22 protein-coding genes and 1 riboswitch are annotated in these 15,471 nt (G+C 61.0%); of the genes, 15 read left to right on the forward strand and 7 right to left on the reverse strand.

Features of this window, described 5'->3' with window-relative positions; translation table 11 throughout:
- Positions 1–93: 93 nt before the first annotated feature.
- A complete protein-coding gene (locus JQM68_RS12840; RefSeq protein ID WP_235223402.1) occupies positions 94–846 on the reverse strand; it encodes a sulfite exporter TauE/SafE family protein in 753 nt (250 codons plus the stop codon).
- 197 nt (positions 847–1,043) lie between these two features.
- Here JQM68_RS12840 and rpsF point away from each other — a divergent pair, with 197 nt between their 5' ends.
- From rpsF to rpsR, 3 genes are read left to right on the forward strand one after another with little or no spacing between them, the layout of a single operon-like run.
- On the forward strand, positions 1,044–1,340 hold the full coding sequence (gene rpsF / locus JQM68_RS12845; RefSeq protein ID WP_235223403.1) for a 30S ribosomal protein S6: 297 nt from the start codon (positions 1,044–1,046) through the stop codon (positions 1,338–1,340).
- A gap of 10 nt (positions 1,341–1,350) precedes the next feature.
- Entirely contained in the window at positions 1,351–1,806 is a 456-nt protein-coding gene (locus tag JQM68_RS12850; RefSeq protein WP_235223404.1) for a single-stranded DNA-binding protein, read from the forward strand.
- A gap of 27 nt (positions 1,807–1,833) precedes the next feature.
- Complete coding sequence (gene rpsR / locus JQM68_RS12855; RefSeq protein ID WP_235223405.1) at positions 1,834–2,085, forward strand: 30S ribosomal protein S18; 252 nt, start codon at positions 1,834–1,836, stop codon at positions 2,083–2,085.
- A gap of 44 nt (positions 2,086–2,129) precedes the next feature.
- Here the strand turns inward: rpsR and JQM68_RS12860 are convergent, their stop codons facing one another.
- From JQM68_RS12860 to thiW (JQM68_RS12870), 3 genes are all read right to left on the reverse strand, one after another.
- Complete coding sequence (locus tag JQM68_RS12860) at positions 2,130–2,792, reverse strand: hypothetical protein (protein WP_235223407.1); 663 nt, start codon at positions 2,790–2,792, stop codon at positions 2,130–2,132.
- A 67-nt stretch (positions 2,793–2,859) separates the two neighbouring features.
- Positions 2,860–4,017: a stage II sporulation protein P gene (gene spoIIP, locus JQM68_RS12865; RefSeq protein WP_235223409.1), complete on the reverse strand. Its 1,158-nt coding sequence runs from the start codon at positions 4,015–4,017 to the stop codon at positions 2,860–2,862.
- 85 nt (positions 4,018–4,102) lie between these two features.
- Positions 4,103–4,621: an energy coupling factor transporter S component ThiW gene (gene thiW / locus JQM68_RS12870; RefSeq protein ID WP_235223410.1), complete on the reverse strand. Its 519-nt coding sequence runs from the start codon at positions 4,619–4,621 to the stop codon at positions 4,103–4,105.
- Positions 4,622–4,907: 286 nt separating this feature from the next.
- Positions 4,908–5,008: riboswitch (TPP riboswitch) on the reverse strand.
- 332 nt (positions 5,009–5,340) lie between these two features.
- Here thiW (JQM68_RS12870) and thiW (JQM68_RS12875) point away from each other — a divergent pair.
- From thiW (JQM68_RS12875) to JQM68_RS12895, 5 genes are read left to right on the forward strand one after another with little or no spacing between them, the layout of a single operon-like run.
- Positions 5,341–5,871, forward strand: coding sequence for an energy coupling factor transporter S component ThiW (thiW, locus tag JQM68_RS12875; protein ID WP_235223412.1), 531 nt, complete (start codon positions 5,341–5,343; stop codon positions 5,869–5,871).
- Positions 5,872–5,883: 12 nt separating this feature from the next.
- Positions 5,884–6,711, forward strand: a complete 828-nt coding sequence (thiM, locus tag JQM68_RS12880) for a hydroxyethylthiazole kinase (protein WP_235223414.1) — start codon at positions 5,884–5,886, stop codon at positions 6,709–6,711.
- Entirely contained in the window at positions 6,692–7,354 is a 663-nt protein-coding gene (thiE, locus tag JQM68_RS12885) for a thiamine phosphate synthase (RefSeq protein ID WP_235223416.1), read from the forward strand. The genes thiM and thiE overlap by 20 nt, the downstream gene beginning before the upstream one ends.
- A complete protein-coding gene (locus tag JQM68_RS12890) occupies positions 7,347–7,994 on the forward strand; it encodes an HAD family hydrolase (RefSeq protein ID WP_235223417.1) in 648 nt (215 codons plus the stop codon). The genes thiE and JQM68_RS12890 overlap by 8 nt, the downstream gene beginning before the upstream one ends.
- Positions 7,995–8,016: 22 nt before the next feature.
- Positions 8,017–8,316, forward strand: coding sequence for a thiamine-binding protein (locus tag JQM68_RS12895; RefSeq protein ID WP_235223419.1), 300 nt, complete (start codon positions 8,017–8,019; stop codon positions 8,314–8,316).
- 88 nt (positions 8,317–8,404) lie between these two features.
- On the opposite strand, the gene JQM68_RS12900 is transcribed toward JQM68_RS12895, so the two are convergent.
- Both JQM68_RS12900 and JQM68_RS12905 read right to left on the reverse strand, forming a co-directional pair.
- Positions 8,405–9,238 carry a deoxyribonuclease IV gene (locus tag JQM68_RS12900; protein ID WP_235223420.1) on the reverse strand — a complete coding sequence of 278 codons (834 nt, stop codon included), beginning with the start codon at positions 9,236–9,238 and terminating at the stop codon, positions 8,405–8,407.
- 54 nt (positions 9,239–9,292) lie between these two features.
- On the reverse strand, positions 9,293–9,481 hold the full coding sequence (locus JQM68_RS12905) for a hypothetical protein (protein ID WP_235223421.1): 189 nt from the start codon (positions 9,479–9,481) through the stop codon (positions 9,293–9,295).
- A gap of 366 nt (positions 9,482–9,847) precedes the next feature.
- Between JQM68_RS12905 and JQM68_RS12910 the strand changes: the two genes are divergently transcribed.
- The 4 genes from JQM68_RS12910 to JQM68_RS12925 all read left to right on the forward strand — a co-directional run bounded on the left by JQM68_RS12910 (position 9,848) and on the right by JQM68_RS12925 (position 11,454).
- Positions 9,848–10,435 (forward strand): TetR/AcrR family transcriptional regulator C-terminal domain-containing protein, encoded by a 588-nt coding sequence (locus JQM68_RS12910; RefSeq protein ID WP_235223423.1) that lies wholly within the window; start codon positions 9,848–9,850, stop codon positions 10,433–10,435.
- Positions 10,436–10,579: 144 nt separating this feature from the next.
- Positions 10,580–10,897 carry a hypothetical protein gene (locus JQM68_RS12915; protein ID WP_235223424.1) on the forward strand — a complete coding sequence of 106 codons (318 nt, stop codon included), beginning with the start codon at positions 10,580–10,582 and terminating at the stop codon, positions 10,895–10,897.
- A 76-nt stretch (positions 10,898–10,973) separates the two neighbouring features.
- Complete coding sequence (locus tag JQM68_RS12920) at positions 10,974–11,237, forward strand: site-specific integrase (protein WP_235223426.1); 264 nt, start codon at positions 10,974–10,976, stop codon at positions 11,235–11,237.
- A 55-nt stretch (positions 11,238–11,292) separates the two neighbouring features.
- The gene (locus JQM68_RS12925) at positions 11,293–11,454 is read left to right on the forward strand and encodes a hypothetical protein (RefSeq protein ID WP_235223428.1); all 162 of its coding nucleotides are present in this window, start codon (positions 11,293–11,295) and stop codon (positions 11,452–11,454) included.
- Between the two features lie 86 nt (positions 11,455–11,540).
- On the opposite strand, the gene JQM68_RS12930 is transcribed toward JQM68_RS12925, so the two are convergent.
- Positions 11,541–12,041 (reverse strand): hypothetical protein, encoded by a 501-nt coding sequence (locus JQM68_RS12930; RefSeq protein ID WP_235223429.1) that lies wholly within the window; start codon positions 12,039–12,041, stop codon positions 11,541–11,543.
- A gap of 144 nt (positions 12,042–12,185) precedes the next feature.
- Here JQM68_RS12930 and JQM68_RS12935 point away from each other — a divergent pair, with 144 nt between their 5' ends.
- The 3 genes from JQM68_RS12935 to JQM68_RS12945 all read left to right on the forward strand — a co-directional run bounded on the left by JQM68_RS12935 (position 12,186) and on the right by JQM68_RS12945 (position 15,342).
- The gene (locus JQM68_RS12935; RefSeq protein ID WP_235223431.1) at positions 12,186–13,307 is read left to right on the forward strand and encodes a D-alanyl-D-alanine carboxypeptidase family protein; all 1,122 of its coding nucleotides are present in this window, start codon (positions 12,186–12,188) and stop codon (positions 13,305–13,307) included.
- A gap of 123 nt (positions 13,308–13,430) precedes the next feature.
- The gene (locus JQM68_RS12940) at positions 13,431–14,765 is read left to right on the forward strand and encodes a glucose-6-phosphate isomerase (protein WP_235223433.1); all 1,335 of its coding nucleotides are present in this window, start codon (positions 13,431–13,433) and stop codon (positions 14,763–14,765) included.
- Positions 14,766–14,931: 166 nt separating this feature from the next.
- On the forward strand, positions 14,932–15,342 hold the full coding sequence (locus JQM68_RS12945) for a hypothetical protein (RefSeq protein ID WP_235223435.1): 411 nt from the start codon (positions 14,932–14,934) through the stop codon (positions 15,340–15,342).
- Positions 15,343–15,471 lie beyond the last annotated feature (129 nt).

The raw sequence follows: 15,471 nt of genomic DNA on the forward strand, positions 1-15,471 counted from the left end.
TTACTTTTGCCGCAGTGCCTGCGGTTCTGTTTTTGCGCCCTTTTTCGGGCTTCCCCGATTATTACGTTGTTTCAAACTTGGTTCCTCCTCAAATCAAGTGTGAAGCAGCAGAGATTTGACGATGATGCTGACGCCGCCCAGAATGAACAGCACGATGGCGGCCTTCTGGAGCTTGCCCTCGTCCAGCCGGGGGCCCAGCTTCCCGGCCAGCAGCATGGCAAGGGCCGCCGCCGGCACGGAGACGGCGCCGAACAGGAGCACGTCCCGCGTCAGCAGGCCGTTCACAGCGTAGGTGCACAGGCGGAACAGGTTTTCTCCCAGGAAGAGGAAGCACATGCTGCCCTTGAACTCGCTGTAATCCTTGGCGGTGCGCTGGAGATAGGCCACGATGAACATGTTGATGCCGAACAGCCCGGAGCAGGCGCCGGAGAAAAAGGAGACCACCAGCCGCAGCCAGGGACGGTCCTTCCCGTTCCGCACGGGGCGCAGGTTCCGGGTGGCCATCTCCAGACCCAGGAAGACCACCACCACGCCCAGCACAGTCTTGATGACCCAGGGCAGGGAGAACCGGAGCAGCAGCGTGCCGGGGATGACGCCGCAGAGGTTCGCCGCCAGCAGGGGCAGGATCTTCCGCCACTGGAAGCTGTGGCGGTTCTTCCAGGTGATGTAGCCGTTCACCGGGCAGTCCAGCAGCAGCGTGCCGGGGGTTATGACGATGTTGTCTAGCCGCATGGACAAGATGGGCGCCGAGATCAACGGGTTACCGAAACCGATCAGGCCTTTGATGGTGTAGGCCAGGAACTGGGCGCAGAAGATGAACAGCGCGATACCGGGAGTAAAATTCATGCCGCGGGGGCCTCCTTTTTGTGTTGCTGGGTCAGATATACCACATTCTGTTGAAAAATGGAATAGTTTTTTTCAAAAAGAAAAGTTTATCTTGACTTTTTTCGGAATTCTTATATAATAATAGGGCCTGCGATTTGCGGGCATATCCTTGCCCTCATCTTTGAATGAGGGCCATCTGTCCAAAAGGAGGTGCAAACATGGCAAAGGTTTCTGCCAATTATGAGGTCGTGTATATCATCGACCCTGCACAGGGTGAGGAGGGCATCGCCAATCTGGTTGCCAACTTCAAGTCCCTGGCCGAGCAGAATGGTTCCGCCGTTGAGGTGGAAGAGTGGGGCAGCCGCAAGCTGGCTTATCCCATCAACTACAAGACCGAGGGCTACTACGTGCTGATGACGTTCACCAGCGAGCCTTCCTTCCCCCGTGAGCTGGACCGTAAGCTGCGCATTGCCGACGGCATCATGCGTTCCCTGATCGTCTGCAAGGGCGAGTAAGGAGGCATCCATGCTCAACAAGATCATCCTCATGGGTCGTCTGGTCAAGGACCCGGAACTGCGCCGCACCCAGTCCGGCACGGCGGTCACGTCCTTCCGCATCGCGGTGGACCGTGATTTCAAGAGTCAGGACGGCAGCAAGCAGGCCGACTTTTTCGATGTGGTCGCCTGGCGCGGAACCGCCGAGTTCGTCAGCAAGTACTTTACGAAGGGCCGCATGGCCATCGTGGAAGGCCGCTTGCAGACCCGTGACTGGACGGACCGGGAGGGCGGAAAGCGCGTTGCAACGGAGATCGTCGCCGACAATATCTATTTCGGCGATTCCAAGCGCGACGGTGCCGGTGATTACGGCAGCGCTCCCGCGCCCTCTTACAGTGCCCCGGCGGCCGGCGGCTACGGCAGCCCCGCTGGCGGACATTCCGACTTCGCCGAGATCGGCGAAGAGGACGGCGAACTGCCGTTCTAACTGATTTTGATAAAGGAGGAACCATTCATGGCTTTCGATCGTGAAGCTCGTCCCGCCCGTCCCGTGCGCGGCAAGCGCCGTAAGGTCTGCCAGTTCTGCGCCGAGAAGTGCGAGAGCATCGATTACAAGGACGCCGCCAAGCTGCGCCGTTTTGTCTCTGAGCGTTCCAAGATCCTGCCCCGCAGGACCACCGGCACCTGTGCCATGCATCAGCGTCAGCTGACTGAGGCCATCAAGCGTGCCCGTCAGATCGCTCTGCTGCCCTACGTCACCGACTAACAGGCAACAACATAACAGCCCATCCGAACGGATGGGCTGTTTTTTTATTCCACCAAAAAGGATCGGATCTCCGCGCCGGGGGCCAATACCCGGACATAGGAGGCCAGCAGCTCCATGGCGGGCAGCAGCTCCTCCCGGGTGGTGTCCGGTGTTGCGAAGAAGGGATAGAAGATGTGGCGGCTTTCCGGCCGGAGGCAGGTGCGGCGGTCCGCCCCGGCGATCATGCTGAAAATGATGCTGCCCTCGTCCCGGGCGCTGGTGTCGCCGGGGTAGGTATGGACTTCCTCTCCCCGCATCCCGGTGAAGGGCAGCTTTTCCTCCGGGCAGAACAGTTTTACGGTGCCCATGACCTGCTCGGCGTCGTGGGCGCCGCTGAGGGTCTGGGTCCGCAGCTCGGTGAGAAAGGCGATCTCGTTCACGGGGCGGCCCGTGGGGAAAGGACGGCCTTTCAGCAGGATGGACTCCAGCTGCTGCAGCACCGGGTAGGTCTTTTTATACTTTTTGAAATAGCGGTAATAGGGATTCTCCCCAAAGACGGCCTTCCGGTCATACTCCCGGAATTCCGCGAACAGAGCCGCCAGCTCCCGCTCCTTCAGCGCGGCGAAGGCATCCTCGTTCCACTCCGAGGGCTGGGGAAAAACCACTTCCACGATGCCGAAGAGCAGGCCCCGTTTCGCGAAGGAAGCGTCTTTTTGAATTTGAAGCATGGTACATACCTCCTGTTTGCTGCGGTATATACCTGATTTTAACACGAAACCCGGCAAAAGCAAGGCGTTAGTTGGTTTGTGCGTTCAGTACCTCCGCCATCCGCTCCGCGAAGAGGCGACCCGCCAGCACCGCCTCTTCCGGGGAGTTGCCGGCGGAGCCTACTTCCACCAGCAGCGAGCCGGCAGTGGCATGCTGGTTGTAGCGGGAGTTCCGCAGCAGCACCGGGCGCATCAGAGTGGGATACTTGGCCAGGATGTTCTCCTGGATGGCCACTGCCAGCCGCAGGTTTTCTATCCAGTTGGGATGGGTCAGGCCGCTGCCGTCGCTGCCTACCACGATGGAGAGCTGGGCAGCGGTGCCCTCCCCGTCGATGGCGGAGACCACCTTGTACTGGTTGCCCTGGCCGTCCTCGATGGCGTCCCGGTGGACGTCCAGAATGAACCGGATGGAGGGATACTGCTTCAGATAGTTTTGAATGGCCACCAGAGAGCGATCATAGGACCCGGCGTAGGAGGGGTAGTCGTACAGCGTCCGGTCGTGGAGGACGGAGATGCCCGCCTGCCCAAAAACCTCCGCCATCTCGTCCCCTACCCGCACTACGTTGCAGCGGGTGTCGGTGGTGCGGTGGTCGCCGGACCAGACGATGGTCTCGTCCCCGGCGGGGGTGTAGGCTTCGCTGCCGTGGGTGTGGAGGATCAGAATTTGGGGCCCGTCCTCCGACAAGTGGGCGGCAAAGGGCTGCTGCAGGTCCGAAACGGACAGCGGATAGTCCGTGGAATTGCTGATGTAAGTCCTGCCGCAGACGGTGTAGCCGCTGGGGTCCGTGGGGATCAGGGTCTTGGCGGCCACGCCGTTGTCCACGGAATCGGCGGCGTCCAGCGGTGTTTCCTCCACCGGGACGGTGACAAATTCCTCATCCTCCTGCTCCACGGGGGCTTCCGGCTCTGTCTGGGTCCACAGCTCCGCCACGGCGGGGCGGGCGGCCAGCAGCAGGGGCGATTCGCCGATGGTCAGCACCGCCGCGGGGGACAGGCCGTCCCGGGGCCACAGGTCCCCCAGCTCCCAGCGCAGGGCGCTGATGGGCAGGGACTCCCAGAGGGCGCGTAGGGCGGAGGCGGCGGTGTCGCTGCCGGCGGTGACGGTGACCGCCCAAAGCGTCCCGGCGGCCAGCGCGAGGGCCTCCAGCCGCCGCAGGAGTTTCCGGGGAATACGGGGTCGTTTCATAGTTTGTCTCACCTCTGGGACAACCTATGCGGCGGAGAGGCGGGATATGCAGGACCCGGGGAGAGACTCCCCGGGTCTAAAAGATTCAGTGTTCCAAAGAAGCCTGCATGTGCTTCAAAGCGCCGCTTTTCTCCAGGGCGAACACCAGGATGCCCGCCAGAATGGAGCCGCCCACGGTGGACACCAGGAAGGGCACCACATAGGCATAGAAGGCGATGTCGCCGGCGGCCTTGCCCATAAAGGCGATGGCGATGGGATAGGACAGCAGGCCGCCGATGATGCCGGTGCCGAACACCTCCGCCGCCAGGGTCACGGGCAGGTTCCTGGACTTCCAGTAGGCCACGCCGCACAGCAGGGCGCCGCACATGCTGCCGGGGAAGGCCAGCAGGCTGCCAAGGCCCAGGAGGTTGCGCAGAAGGCTTGCTACAAAAGCCGCGCCCACGCCGTACCAGGGACCCAGGAACACGGCGCACAGGATGTTCACCATGTGCTGCACCGGGGCGCACTTGCTGCCGAACACGGGAAAGGAAAACATGCTGCCCACCACGGCGACAGCGCACAGGATGCCGGCGATGGCCAGCTTTTTCGTGGAATTGCTCTTCATAACAAAAAACTCCTTTGATTCGGAAAATGGCAGGGAGAAAACGGCGTACCGACAGCGTTCTCCCCTTGCAGGGCAAGGTACGGGCGGCTCTGCGCCCGTATGGAAGATCGGTCGAGGCTCACTGGCCTCCTCTCACGCCGGAACACGGCTTCCCATCGCTGTCTTTGGCCCGGACACAGGGCGCTCCCCCTCTGTCCGCTCCCGGCGGGGCCGGGATGCCGTATGGTTTCTCACTCCTTCCGTTCAAAAGCGTTAAAAAAACAGGCCCCTTGGCGGGCCTGTCACTTGGGATCGCGTGATGACTCCCTACGGTGGCATGGTCCACATCAGGTAAAAGGGTCGAAGCGTTTGCTTCCTCTCAGCCCGGGGGCTCCCCTGTCTTTTGCCCTATTATGGCACCGGAATACAGGGCTGTCAAGGCTGTTTTTCGGAAAAACGGGGCTTGACAAGCGGGAAACGGCGGCATATACTGTGCCTCGCAAGGGAGTTCTCGGAAGAGGGCTGAGAGGAGGGTGTATTCCCTCGACCTCACCTGATTTGGGTAATGCCAACGTAGGGATGCGAAGGAAAACGGGTATTTTTCCACAGACCGGCGCGCTTGCCGTAAACTTGTGGATGAATGGAAGGCTGAGCGGAGTTTCCCCCTTGCGGGGAAGCTCTGCTTTTTTCTTCAGAACCACCGCTGCTCCTGAGCGATGATGAAGGAGGAATGGTAAACTATGAACGCAAACGAAAAAGAAACCACCCTGACCCGGGCCGGAAGCGCCGCCACCCGCAAGCTGGTGCTGACGGCCATGTTCACGTGCCTTGCCTTTGTGCTGAATACCTTTGTGTATTTCCCGGCCATGGCGCCCTTCCAGCACTTTGTGAACGTGCTGGCCGCCGCGCTGGTGGGGCCGTGGTACGGCAGCGCCGCGGGTTTCCTCTGCGGCGTGATGCGGATGCTGTGCGGACGGGACATCGGCTGCATTACCGGCGCCATGTTCGGCCCCATCATGGGGGGACTGCTGTACCGGAAGTTCGGCACCTGGTGGTCCGTGTGGGTTGGAGAAATTATCGGCACCGGCATCATCGGCGCCATGGCGTCCTATCCGTTGTTTAAGATGTTCTACGGCCTGGACGCCCAGTCCCCGTTCTATTTCATCCCCTTCTACATCCCCTCCGCCTTTGTGGGCGCGTCCATGGGCGCGGCGGTGCTGTTGCTCTTAAAGCGCACCGGGGTGCTGAACCGGATGAAGCAGAAACTCTGAAAGGAGAACGACATGGATTTTGGGAAACAACTGAGCCTGGTCCGGGAGCGGGCGCCCCTGGTCCAGTGCATCACGAATTTTGTCACGGTCAACGACTGCGCCAACATCATTCTGGCCGCCGGCGGCTCCCCTTCCATGGCGGACGACGTGCGGGAGGCGGCGGAGGCCGTCCGGGGCTCCGCCGCGCTGGTGTGCAACCTGGGAGCCATCGCCGCGGTGGACGCCATGGTGTCCGCGGGAAAGACGGCCAATGAGTTGGGCAAGCCGGTGGTGCTGGACCCTGTTGCCGCCGGAAACACGGCTCTGCGGCGGCAGGAATCCGGCCGGCTGCTGGCGGGGGTGAAATTCGCCGCCATCCGGGGCAACGCCTCCGAGATCCGGGCCCTGGCCCGGGGAGAGCTGACCGGCAGCGGCGTGGACGTCAGCGGCGAGGATGCGGTGACGGACGCCACCCTGCCCCGCACCGTGGAGACCGCCCGGCTGTTGGCGAAGCAGACCGGGGCTGTGGTGGCGGTGTCCGGGCCTATCGACGTGGTGACGGACGGCGGGCAGACCATTCTTTTGCGGAACGGCTGCGCCACCATGGCCCGCATCACCGGTAGCGGCTGCATGCTGACCTCCCTGCTGGGGGCCTTCTGCGGCGCGGACCCGGGGCACCCCTTTGAGGCTGCCTGCGCGGCCATCGCCGCCATGGGCGTTGCGGGAGATTTGGCGGAGGAGCGGCGGCTGCGAAACGGCACCGGAAACGCCACCTTCCGCACCGACCTCATCGACGCGGTATTCAATCTGACGGAGGAACAACTGAACGGGAGGGTTCGATATGAAGTTTACGAAGGATGAGATCCGCTCGTCCATGCTGCTGTACGCGGTGACGGACCGGATGTGGCTGAAAGAGGGCGAAAGCCTGGTGGATGTGGCGGAAAAGGTGCTGCAAAATGGCGCCACATTCCTGCAGATCCGGGAAAAGGATTTGGACGAGGAGAGCTTTGAGGAGGAGTCCGAGAAGCTGAAAGCCCTGTGCAATGCTTATCATGTGCCTTTTGTGGTGAACGACAGCGTGGAGATCGCCCTGCAGTGCGGCGCCGACGGCGTCCATGTGGGTCAGAGCGACATCAAGGGCCGGGACATCCGGGCCATCATCGGGCCGGACAAGATCCTGGGCATCTCCGCCGGAACGGTGGAGCAGGCGGTGGCCGCGGAACAGGCCGGGGCCGACTATATCGGCGTGGGCGCGGTGTTCCCCACCAGCACCAAGAAGGACGCAAAGCCCATGGAGACGGAGCTGCTGCGGCGCATCAGCAATTCTGTTTCTATCCCCGTGGTGGCCATCGGCGGCATCAACGCGGGCAATATCTTAAAGCTCGCCGGCAGCGGTGTGGACGGCGTGGCGGTGGTGTCCGCCATCTTCGGGGCGGAGGACCCCGGCCGGGCCACGGCGGAGCTGCGGGAGCTTTCGGTGCAGATGGTGGCCGCCCATGAATAAGCTTTTTGCCATCTTTGACATGGACGGCACCCTGGTGGACTCCATGGTCTACTGGCAGCGGCTGGGCCGGGAGTATCTGACCGCCCAGGGCGTCACCGAGGGCATGGACGAGGTGCTGGAGCGCATCAAGGCCATGACCATGGCGGAGTCCTCCGCCCTGTTTATCGAGACCTTCGGCCTGCCCGGTACGCCGGAGAGCGTGGCGGCGGAGATGAACGCCGTCATGGACGAGCACTACCGCTCCGACATCCCTCTGAAGCCCGGCGCGGCGGACTATCTGGCCGCCCTGAAAAAGCGGGGAACGAAGATGTGTGTGGCCACCGCCACGCCGGAGCCTCTGGCCCGTGCCTGTCTGGAGCGGCTGGGCGTGCTGGAGGACTTCGCGTTCCTCCTCAGCTGCGACGCGGTGGGCGCCGGAAAGGATAAGCCCGATGTATTTTTGGAGGCGGCCCGGCGGCTGGGCGCCGCTCCTGCGGAAACGGCGGTCTTTGAGGACGCCGTGTTCGCCCTGCAGACCGCGAAGGACGCGGGCTTTTACACCGTGGGCGTCTGGGACGCCAGCGGAGACAGCCGCTGGGAAGAGATGACCGCCCTGGCGGACGAGACCCTCCGGGACTGGGGAGCGGCGGAAACGCTTTGATTTTGAACAGGAGGAATGAGATATGAAAGCGAGCATTGCGATTCAGATTTTGCCCCAGGTGACGGACAAGGACGAGCTGGTCCGCATCGTGGACGAGGTCATCGACTACATCAGGAGCACCGGCCTGCGGTACGAGGTGGGCCCCTTCGAGACGGCCATCGAGGGCGACGACATGGACCAGCTGATGGACATTGCCAAGGAGTGCCAGAAGGTGGCGGTCCGGGCCGGCGCGCCGGAGGTGTGCACCTACATCAAGGTGGACTATGAGCCGGAGGGCGAAGTTCTGACCATCGACCAGAAGATCACCAAGCACCGCCATTGAGCGGACGATTCTTAGAGAGAAAAACCAGCGGGACATCTGCCGAAAAGCAGATGTCCCGCTGGTTTTTTTAAGTCGATCAAGGGAGATTTTACTCCCCTGCCTGCGCCCGCATGAGGGCGATCTCTTTCGCGTATCCCGGCAGCTCGTTGGGCGTTTCCAGGCAGAAGGGCAGGCCCTTCAGCGCCGGATGCCGCACCACCCGGGTCAGGGCCTCCAGGCCGATGCAGCCCTCGCCGATACAGGCGTGGCGGTCCTTGTGGGCTCCGGTGGGGTTCTTGCTGTCGTTGAGGTGGATGGCTTTCAGGCGGCTGAGGCCGATCACACGGTCAAATTCCGTCAGCACGCCGTCCAGGTCGCCGATGATGTCGTAGCCGCCGTCGGAGACGTGGCAGGTGTCCAGGCAGACGCCCATTTTATCCCCAAGCTCCACCCGGTCGAGAATTTCCCGCAGCTCCTCAAAGCGGCCGCCCACCTCGCTGCCCTTCCCTGCCATGGTCTCCAGCAAAACCGTGGTGGTCTGGCCGGGAGTCAGGATGGCGTTGAGGCCCTCGGCGATATAGGCGATGCCCGCCTCCATCCCCTGCCCCACATGGCTGCCGGGATGGAAGTTGTAATACTGGCCGGGAACGAACTCCATGCGCCGCAGGTCGTCGGCCATGGTCTCCCGGGCAAAGAGGCGGTTTTTCTCCTCCGCGCCGCAGAGGTTCAGGGTATAGGGGGCGTGGGCGATGATGGGGGCGAAGCGGTGCTCCGTCATCAGGGACACCAGCGCCGCCGCGTCGGTGGGGTCCAGGTCCTTAGCCTTGCTCCCCCGGGGATTGCGGGTAAAAAATTGAAACGTATCCGCCCCCAGCTCCAGCGCCTGCCGTCCCATGGCGGCAAAGCCTTTGGAGGAGGACAGGTGGCATCCGATGTGCAGCATGGTTCCCTCCTGATGATTATGATGAAGCCAGCATAACACACCAGGGGCTGTCTGTCATGGGCAAATGCAACACGGAGCTTCGGACGGAGCCTCCTGGGAAGCCGGGCCGTCCGTTTCCTCCAGGTACAGTTCCTCTGCCTGCCGCTGTATATTGATCAACCGCTCCCGCAGCTGGCAGAGGGTCTCCTCCGCGTCGGTGATTGCGTTAAACAGGAGCAGATATTCCTTAGAAATCGTTTTCATATGCGTTTTCCTTTCTCAATGGCCGCAAAATCTTAGTCTGATACCCGTATCATACACAAACTCTGTGGCGGATGTTGTCTGAATTTGTCGAAGGTGTTTGAAAAGTGAAAAAAAGGGGAAAAGTTGACGAAAATTTCCGGGTTTTCAGCGGTTTTTCGTTTTTTGACGACAGTCGGAGCGGCTTGTTTGTTTTCTGACCATAAGGCGCACGATGCTTGACGGAACAGAAAAAAACGAGGTATGCTTATGAAAAAGCAGAGGTAATGAATTCCAGATAAAAACGCAGTATTGGACATTGTGGTACTGGCGCTTCAAAAATTACAAAATAAAAATTATGTAATAAAAATAAGAGCGGGAGGAAGGCCTATGCCGGAGGAGATCAATCGAACAAAGCGGGACCTGGCCGGCGCACTGCGCCATCTGTTGGCAAAGAAGCCGCTGGACCGGATCCGGGTGCGGGAGGTGACGGAGCTGTGCGGCATCCGGCGTCAATCCTTTTACTATCACTTCACAGACATCGGGCAGCTGTTTGACTGGTCCATAGAACAGGAGCGGGGTTATTTGTCCACCCGGCAGGAAAAATGCCTGACCTGGCAGCAGGCGGCGGAGGACCTGCTGGCCTACACCGCCGAAAACCGGGCGTTTTACCTGGCTATCCTGGAAAACCGGGGCAGGGCGGGGCTGCGGCAGGTATTGGGAGAAGCGGTGGAATGCATTTTAAAAACGGTTCTGACCTATTACCGGGAGCGCAGCGGCACGCCGCCGGACCCGGCGGCGGAGCAGAGCAGGCTTCTTTTGTGCCAGTCCATGTTGTTGACGCTGATCGAGGATTGGCTGCGGAAGGATCTGGACCAGCCGCCGGAAGAAGCGATCGCCCTGCTGGAGCAGGACCTGCAGGATGGTATGATCGGCGCCGCGTGGCGAAACCTGACCCGGGGCGGCACATTTCAATAGTGGGATACCGCGGAGCGGAGGCATTTGCCTCCGCTCTTTTTTGACAATTTTTAAAAGGTGTCAAAAAACAGACGGTTTTCCAAAATCTGACCGTTTTTGACAAAATACGGCACATTTATAATGCGCCGTAACAGGAGTGATGTTGTGAAAAAGGTTTGCTATGCAGTGATGCTCCAAAGTCAGCTGGGTCCCCGGACCGGTGAGCTGATGCTCCAGGAGGACGCCCAGGTGGTTTCGGGCTACCTCAGTCTGCTGGGCCACCAGAACCGCTTTTCCGGCAGCGTACTGCAGGAGGGAAAGTACCTGATCTCCGGCGCTCTGCGCTCTCCGGTGGACAAGGAGCCCTATGACGCCCTCTTTACCGTTCGGAACGGCCGGCTGTCCGGAGGGCTGATCACCCGGCACGGCTGCTGGGATCTGACCGGCGTCCGCACCGCCGGGCCGCGCCCGGAGGCGGAGTAAACCAGTCGGAACAGGCGGAATTTTCCAGAATTCCGTTTTATTTGTCATGCAATCGTAACGAAAGGAGGAGGCCGCCATGCGGGAATATGTGGTGAACCGGCCGGACGAGGCCGCCATGCGCCGGGCTCTGGAAGCCGAGCCTGCCAGCCCGGAGGGCGTCATCCTCCGCCTGGCCTGGCAGCAGGGCCTTTCCCGGGACGAGATCTCCGCCCTGACCTGGGAACAGGTGTCCTTTCTGGATGAGCGCCTGGAGCTGCCGGACCGGATGGTCCCCCTGGACCCGGAGGTCCGGGCCTGCCTGTGGCGGCTGTTCCAGGCAAATAACGAGGCGTCGCCCTAAGGGCCTGACCATCACTCTGTCTGATAAGTATGTTGTCTCCGGTGAGAAGGTCACTGTGACTCTGTCCGGTACTGCTACTGATACCGGTACGATCAAGGTAAATGATGGTTCTTCCGATATTATCGAGCTGGAAGTCGAGGCAGGTAATACCTATGAAATTTCCGCCGAGACTGCTGCTGTGGCAGCCAACATGACGGTCACTCCCAGCTTCACCTAATTCACCCTGATTCACCTCTATCAAGAACGCATTAGCGTTTGAGATAACAAAGACCCCCGGGCTTTTGCCCGGGGGTCTTTGTTCGCTTAACCTAATGCCAGGTAGAGGTAAGTATTGTCGGATTTGTTCATCTGCAATTCCGCATTGACCGTATTGTACCAGCTCAAGCTGTTTCCGCTCCAGGTAAGGCGGAGCGTCCACGAAACGCCATCGAGAATAAAGCCGTTCAGCGGGCGGATGGCGGTCATCATGCCCCAGGACATGGAGTTGGAACCGGAGATTTGTGCCGAGGCGACAGATTTGTTCTGAACGATCACCAGCTTTGGCTCAAAGGGGAAGGTCAAGCAGTTGGGATGATCGCTGCCGTAGTTCCCGTTTCCGGTATAGGTGCCGTAGGCGATCTTGCAGTTGCCGCAGGCTGCTACTGCCGCTGCCAGTTCCTCCCGCGCCGCCGTCTCCGCCGCCAGCGCCTCCGCCTGCCCTTTCAGCGCCGCGTCCACCTTTTCATTGTCCCCATTGAAGTCCTCCATCCGGATGCGGTCCGCCAGTTCCCATTGGTTCAGTCCATAGTGTTCCGTCTGTTTCATGTGTTTCCCTCCGAAAAATAAAATTCGGAGTTGGCTAGCCCCCATTTCTCGCCCGGTTCCCCTTTGTTGCATTCCCCCGTGCCCCGCATATCCCGTCCGGGCGCGTCATAGACTCGTACTATGACAGACAAAGGGGGATTCACCGTGAAAAAACTGCTCGCGGCGCTGCTCGCCGTGCTGGTCCTTTCCACCTGCGCCCGCGCACTGGACGTGGCCGCGCCCTCCGCCCTTCTGATGGAAAAGGAGACCGGCACCGTCCTCTTTTCCAAGGACGAACACGCCAAGCTGGAGCCCGCCAGCGTCACTAAGGTCATGACCATCCTCCTGACCATGGAGGCCATCGATGCCGGCCAGCTCTCCTACGACACCGTCATCACCGCCTCCGCCCACGCCTGCTCCATGGGCGGGTCCCAGATCTGGCTCAAGGAAAACGAGCAGATGACGGTCTCCGACATGCTCAAGGCCGTGTGCGTCGTCTCCGCCAACGACTGCGCCGTGGCCCTGGCCGAGCAGATCGCCGGCAGCGAGGAGGCCTTCGTGGAGCGCATGAACGCGCGGGCGAAAGAGCTGGGCATGAACGACACCACCTTCCAAAATGCCACCGGCCTCCCGGCGGCGGGCCACGTCACCTCCGCCCACGACATCGCCATTATGTCCCGGGAGCTGGTGGAAAACCACCCCGACGTCCGCCAGTACACCACCATCTGGATGGACACCCTGCGGGACGGCCAGTCCTCCCTGGTGAACACCAACAAGCTCATCCGCTTCTACGAGGGCGCCACGGGCCTGAAAACCGGGTCCACCGACGCCGCCGGGTACTGCCTCTCCGCCACCGCCGAGCGGGACGGCATGGAGCTCATCGCCGTTATTATGAAGGACGCCACCTCCGCCCAGCGGTTCGAGGACGCCAAGGCCCTGCTGAGCTACGGCTTTTCCACCTACACGCTGAAAAATGTGGCGCCGGAGACGCCGCTGGCCCCCGTCCCGGTGACGCTGGGCACTCAGGCCACCGTCCAGCCCGTTCTCGGGGAGGGCACCGCCCTCCTGCTGGAAAAGGCCAGAGCCGGGGACCTTACCCAGACTGTGACGCTGGCGGAGTCCGTCACCGCCCCGGTGGCGCTGGGCGACCAGCTGGGGACCCTTACCGTCACCTCCGGGGAGGAGACTGTGGCGGAAATTCCCATTCTGGCGGGGGAGGAAGTCCCCCGGGTCACCTATGGACAGATGCTGCTCCGGCTGCTGAAAATGGCCTTCTTGTCGGATTAGGGAAAAAGTGGTCGGCGCATTTCACACAGAAATGCGCCGCTTTTCTCTTGCCGGGAGCGGACAGGAATGGTATACTTTCCTATATAGGCCCCTGCACGGGGAGAGGAAAGGACGATACAGAAGATGTTGGATGTTAAAACGTTCCAGATGCGGAGCTTTCTGCCTATGCCTTACGAGGAGGCCCTGGCGCCCCGGCTGAAGCTGGCTCAGGATAAACTGCAGAAGGGCTCCGGCGCCGGCGGCGAGTTCACCGGCTGGGTACACCTGCCCCGTGATTACGACAAGGAGGAGTTTGCCCGTATCCAGGCAGCCGCGGCCAAAATTCGCCAGGATTCAAAGGCCCTGGTGGTCATCGGCATCGGCGGCAGCTACCTGGGCGCCCGGGGCGTCATCGACTGCCTGTGCTCCCCCAACTACAATCTGAAAAAGAAGGACGGCCCCAACGTCTACTTCATCGGCAACGGCCTGTCCGCCGACGCGCTGCAGGAGACACTGGACCTGGTGGCGGATGTGGATTTCTCCGTCAACGTCATCTCCAAGTCCGGCACCACCACCGAGCCTGCCGTGGCGTTCCGCTTCTTCCGGGAGGCCCTGGAGAAGAAGTACGGCCGGGAGGGCGCGGGCAAGCGCATCTACGCCACCACCGACAAGGCCCGGGGCGCCCTGAAGTCCCTGGCGGACGCCGAGGGTTGGGAGACTTTCGTGGTGCCCGACGAGATCGGCGGCCGCTACTCCGTGCTGACCGCCGTGGGCCTGCTGCCCATCGCCGTGGCCGGTGTGGACATTGAGGCCCTGATGCGGGGCGCGGCGGAGATGATGGAGCTCTGCACCGACGCCTCCTACGCCTCCCCCGCCTGGAAATACGCCGCCATCCGCTATGAGCTGTACCGCTCCGGCCGGCCCATCGAGCTGCTGGCCTGCTACGACCCCGCCTTCCGCTTCATGAGCGAGTGGTGGAAGCAGCTCTACGGCGAGAGCGAGGGCAAGGACGGCAAGGGCCTGTTCCCCGCCAGCGTGGACTTCACCGCCGACCTGCACTCCATGGGCCAGTATATCCAGCAGGGCAAGCGGCTGATGTTCGAGACCGTGGTGCGCCTGGGCGCGTCCAACAGCCAGGTGTACGTCCCCAAGGACGAGACCGACGGCGATGGTCTGAACTTCCTGGCAGGGGAGTCCATGGACTATATCCGCGACCGGGCCATGGAGGGCACCCTGCTGGCCCACACCGAGGGCGGCGTGCCCAACGTCATCGTGGAGGCCGACGGCAAGACCCCGGAGGCCCTGGGCCAGCTCATCTACTTCTTCGAGTACGCCTGCGGTCTGTCCGGCTACCTGCTGGACGTGAACCCCTTCGACCAGCCCGGCGTGGAGGCTTACAAGAAGAACATGTTCGCCCTGCTGGGCAAGCCGGGATACGAGGACCGGAAGGCCGAGCTGGAGGCCAAGCTGAAAAAGTGATGAAAAAGCGGCGCCTTTGGGCGCCGCTTTTCTCTCTTGTCAATCTCCATTATGAACAAAGTTTAAAATCGCTTTTTTGCATTGTCTTTTCCAAAACTTTATGCTATGCTTAAAACAGCAAAGTTCCCCCATCCCACGTGACTTAATATGACAGGAGTGATTTACTATGGTCAGACTGATTATGGGCGTCAAGGGTTCCGGCAAGACCAAGCAGCTCATCGAACTGATCAACAACGCGGCGAAGGACGAGCCCGGCAACGTGGTTTGCATTGAGGCCAACCGCAACATGACATATGATATCCACTATCATATCCGCCTGATCGACGCTCAGGAGTATAAGCTGAACAACTACGATCTGTTCCGCGGCTTTATCAGCGGCCTGTGCGCAGGCAACTACGATATTACCCATGTGTTTATCGACAACCTTTGCAAGACCGTCGGCCGCGAGGTGGACGCCGAGACCGAGACGTTCCTGAACTGGCTGGATGTCTTTGGCGAGAAGAATAACGTGAAGTTCACTGTTACCGTCAGCGCCGATCCTTCTCTGGCGACTGAGGGTATGCAGAAATTCCTGTAAATCCGGAAATAATGACCGCCCCGTCCGACTGGACGGGGCGGTTTTTTGCATTGTCTTGACAAAGGCAACCCCCGGCTATGCCGGGGGACAAAAAGAGCTTATAGCGAGGGGTGGAGTAGACAAGAAAAA

Source organism: Oscillibacter valericigenes (assembly GCF_021531435.1).
Taxonomy (GTDB): domain Bacteria; phylum Bacillota; class Clostridia; order Oscillospirales; family Oscillospiraceae; genus Oscillibacter; species Oscillibacter valericigenes_B.

Coding starts and splice junctions, on each gene's coding strand:
- thiE (WP_235223416.1), top strand. CDS start 6,692: ATGAAGTTTACGAAGGATGAGATCCGCTCGTCCATGCTGCTGTACGCG.
- JQM68_RS12930 (WP_235223429.1), bottom strand. CDS start 12,041: ATGAAACAGACGGAACACTATGGACTGAACCAATGGGAACTGGCGGAC.
- JQM68_RS12920 (WP_235223426.1), top strand. CDS start 10,974: ATGCGGGAATATGTGGTGAACCGGCCGGACGAGGCCGCCATGCGCCGG.
- JQM68_RS12840 (WP_235223402.1), bottom strand. CDS start 846: ATGAATTTTACTCCCGGTATCGCGCTGTTCATCTTCTGCGCCCAGTTC.
- JQM68_RS12940 (WP_235223433.1), top strand. CDS start 13,431: ATGTTGGATGTTAAAACGTTCCAGATGCGGAGCTTTCTGCCTATGCCT.
- JQM68_RS12860 (WP_235223407.1), bottom strand. CDS start 2,792: ATGCTTCAAATTCAAAAAGACGCTTCCTTCGCGAAACGGGGCCTGCTC.
- rpsR (WP_235223405.1), top strand. CDS start 1,834: ATGGCTTTCGATCGTGAAGCTCGTCCCGCCCGTCCCGTGCGCGGCAAG.
- thiW (WP_235223412.1), top strand. CDS start 5,341: ATGAACGCAAACGAAAAAGAAACCACCCTGACCCGGGCCGGAAGCGCC.
- spoIIP (WP_235223409.1), bottom strand. CDS start 4,017: ATGAAACGACCCCGTATTCCCCGGAAACTCCTGCGGCGGCTGGAGGCC.
- thiM (WP_235223414.1), top strand. CDS start 5,884: ATGGATTTTGGGAAACAACTGAGCCTGGTCCGGGAGCGGGCGCCCCTG.
- JQM68_RS12890 (WP_235223417.1), top strand. CDS start 7,347: ATGAATAAGCTTTTTGCCATCTTTGACATGGACGGCACCCTGGTGGAC.
- JQM68_RS12895 (WP_235223419.1), top strand. CDS start 8,017: ATGAAAGCGAGCATTGCGATTCAGATTTTGCCCCAGGTGACGGACAAG.
- thiW (WP_235223410.1), bottom strand. CDS start 4,621: ATGAAGAGCAATTCCACGAAAAAGCTGGCCATCGCCGGCATCCTGTGC.
- JQM68_RS12910 (WP_235223423.1), top strand. CDS start 9,848: ATGCCGGAGGAGATCAATCGAACAAAGCGGGACCTGGCCGGCGCACTG.
- JQM68_RS12850 (WP_235223404.1), top strand. CDS start 1,351: ATGCTCAACAAGATCATCCTCATGGGTCGTCTGGTCAAGGACCCGGAA.
- JQM68_RS12900 (WP_235223420.1), bottom strand. CDS start 9,238: ATGCTGCACATCGGATGCCACCTGTCCTCCTCCAAAGGCTTTGCCGCC.
- rpsF (WP_235223403.1), top strand. CDS start 1,044: ATGGCAAAGGTTTCTGCCAATTATGAGGTCGTGTATATCATCGACCCT.
- JQM68_RS12905 (WP_235223421.1), bottom strand. CDS start 9,481: ATGAAAACGATTTCTAAGGAATATCTGCTCCTGTTTAACGCAATCACC.
- JQM68_RS12945 (WP_235223435.1), top strand. CDS start 14,932: ATGGTCAGACTGATTATGGGCGTCAAGGGTTCCGGCAAGACCAAGCAG.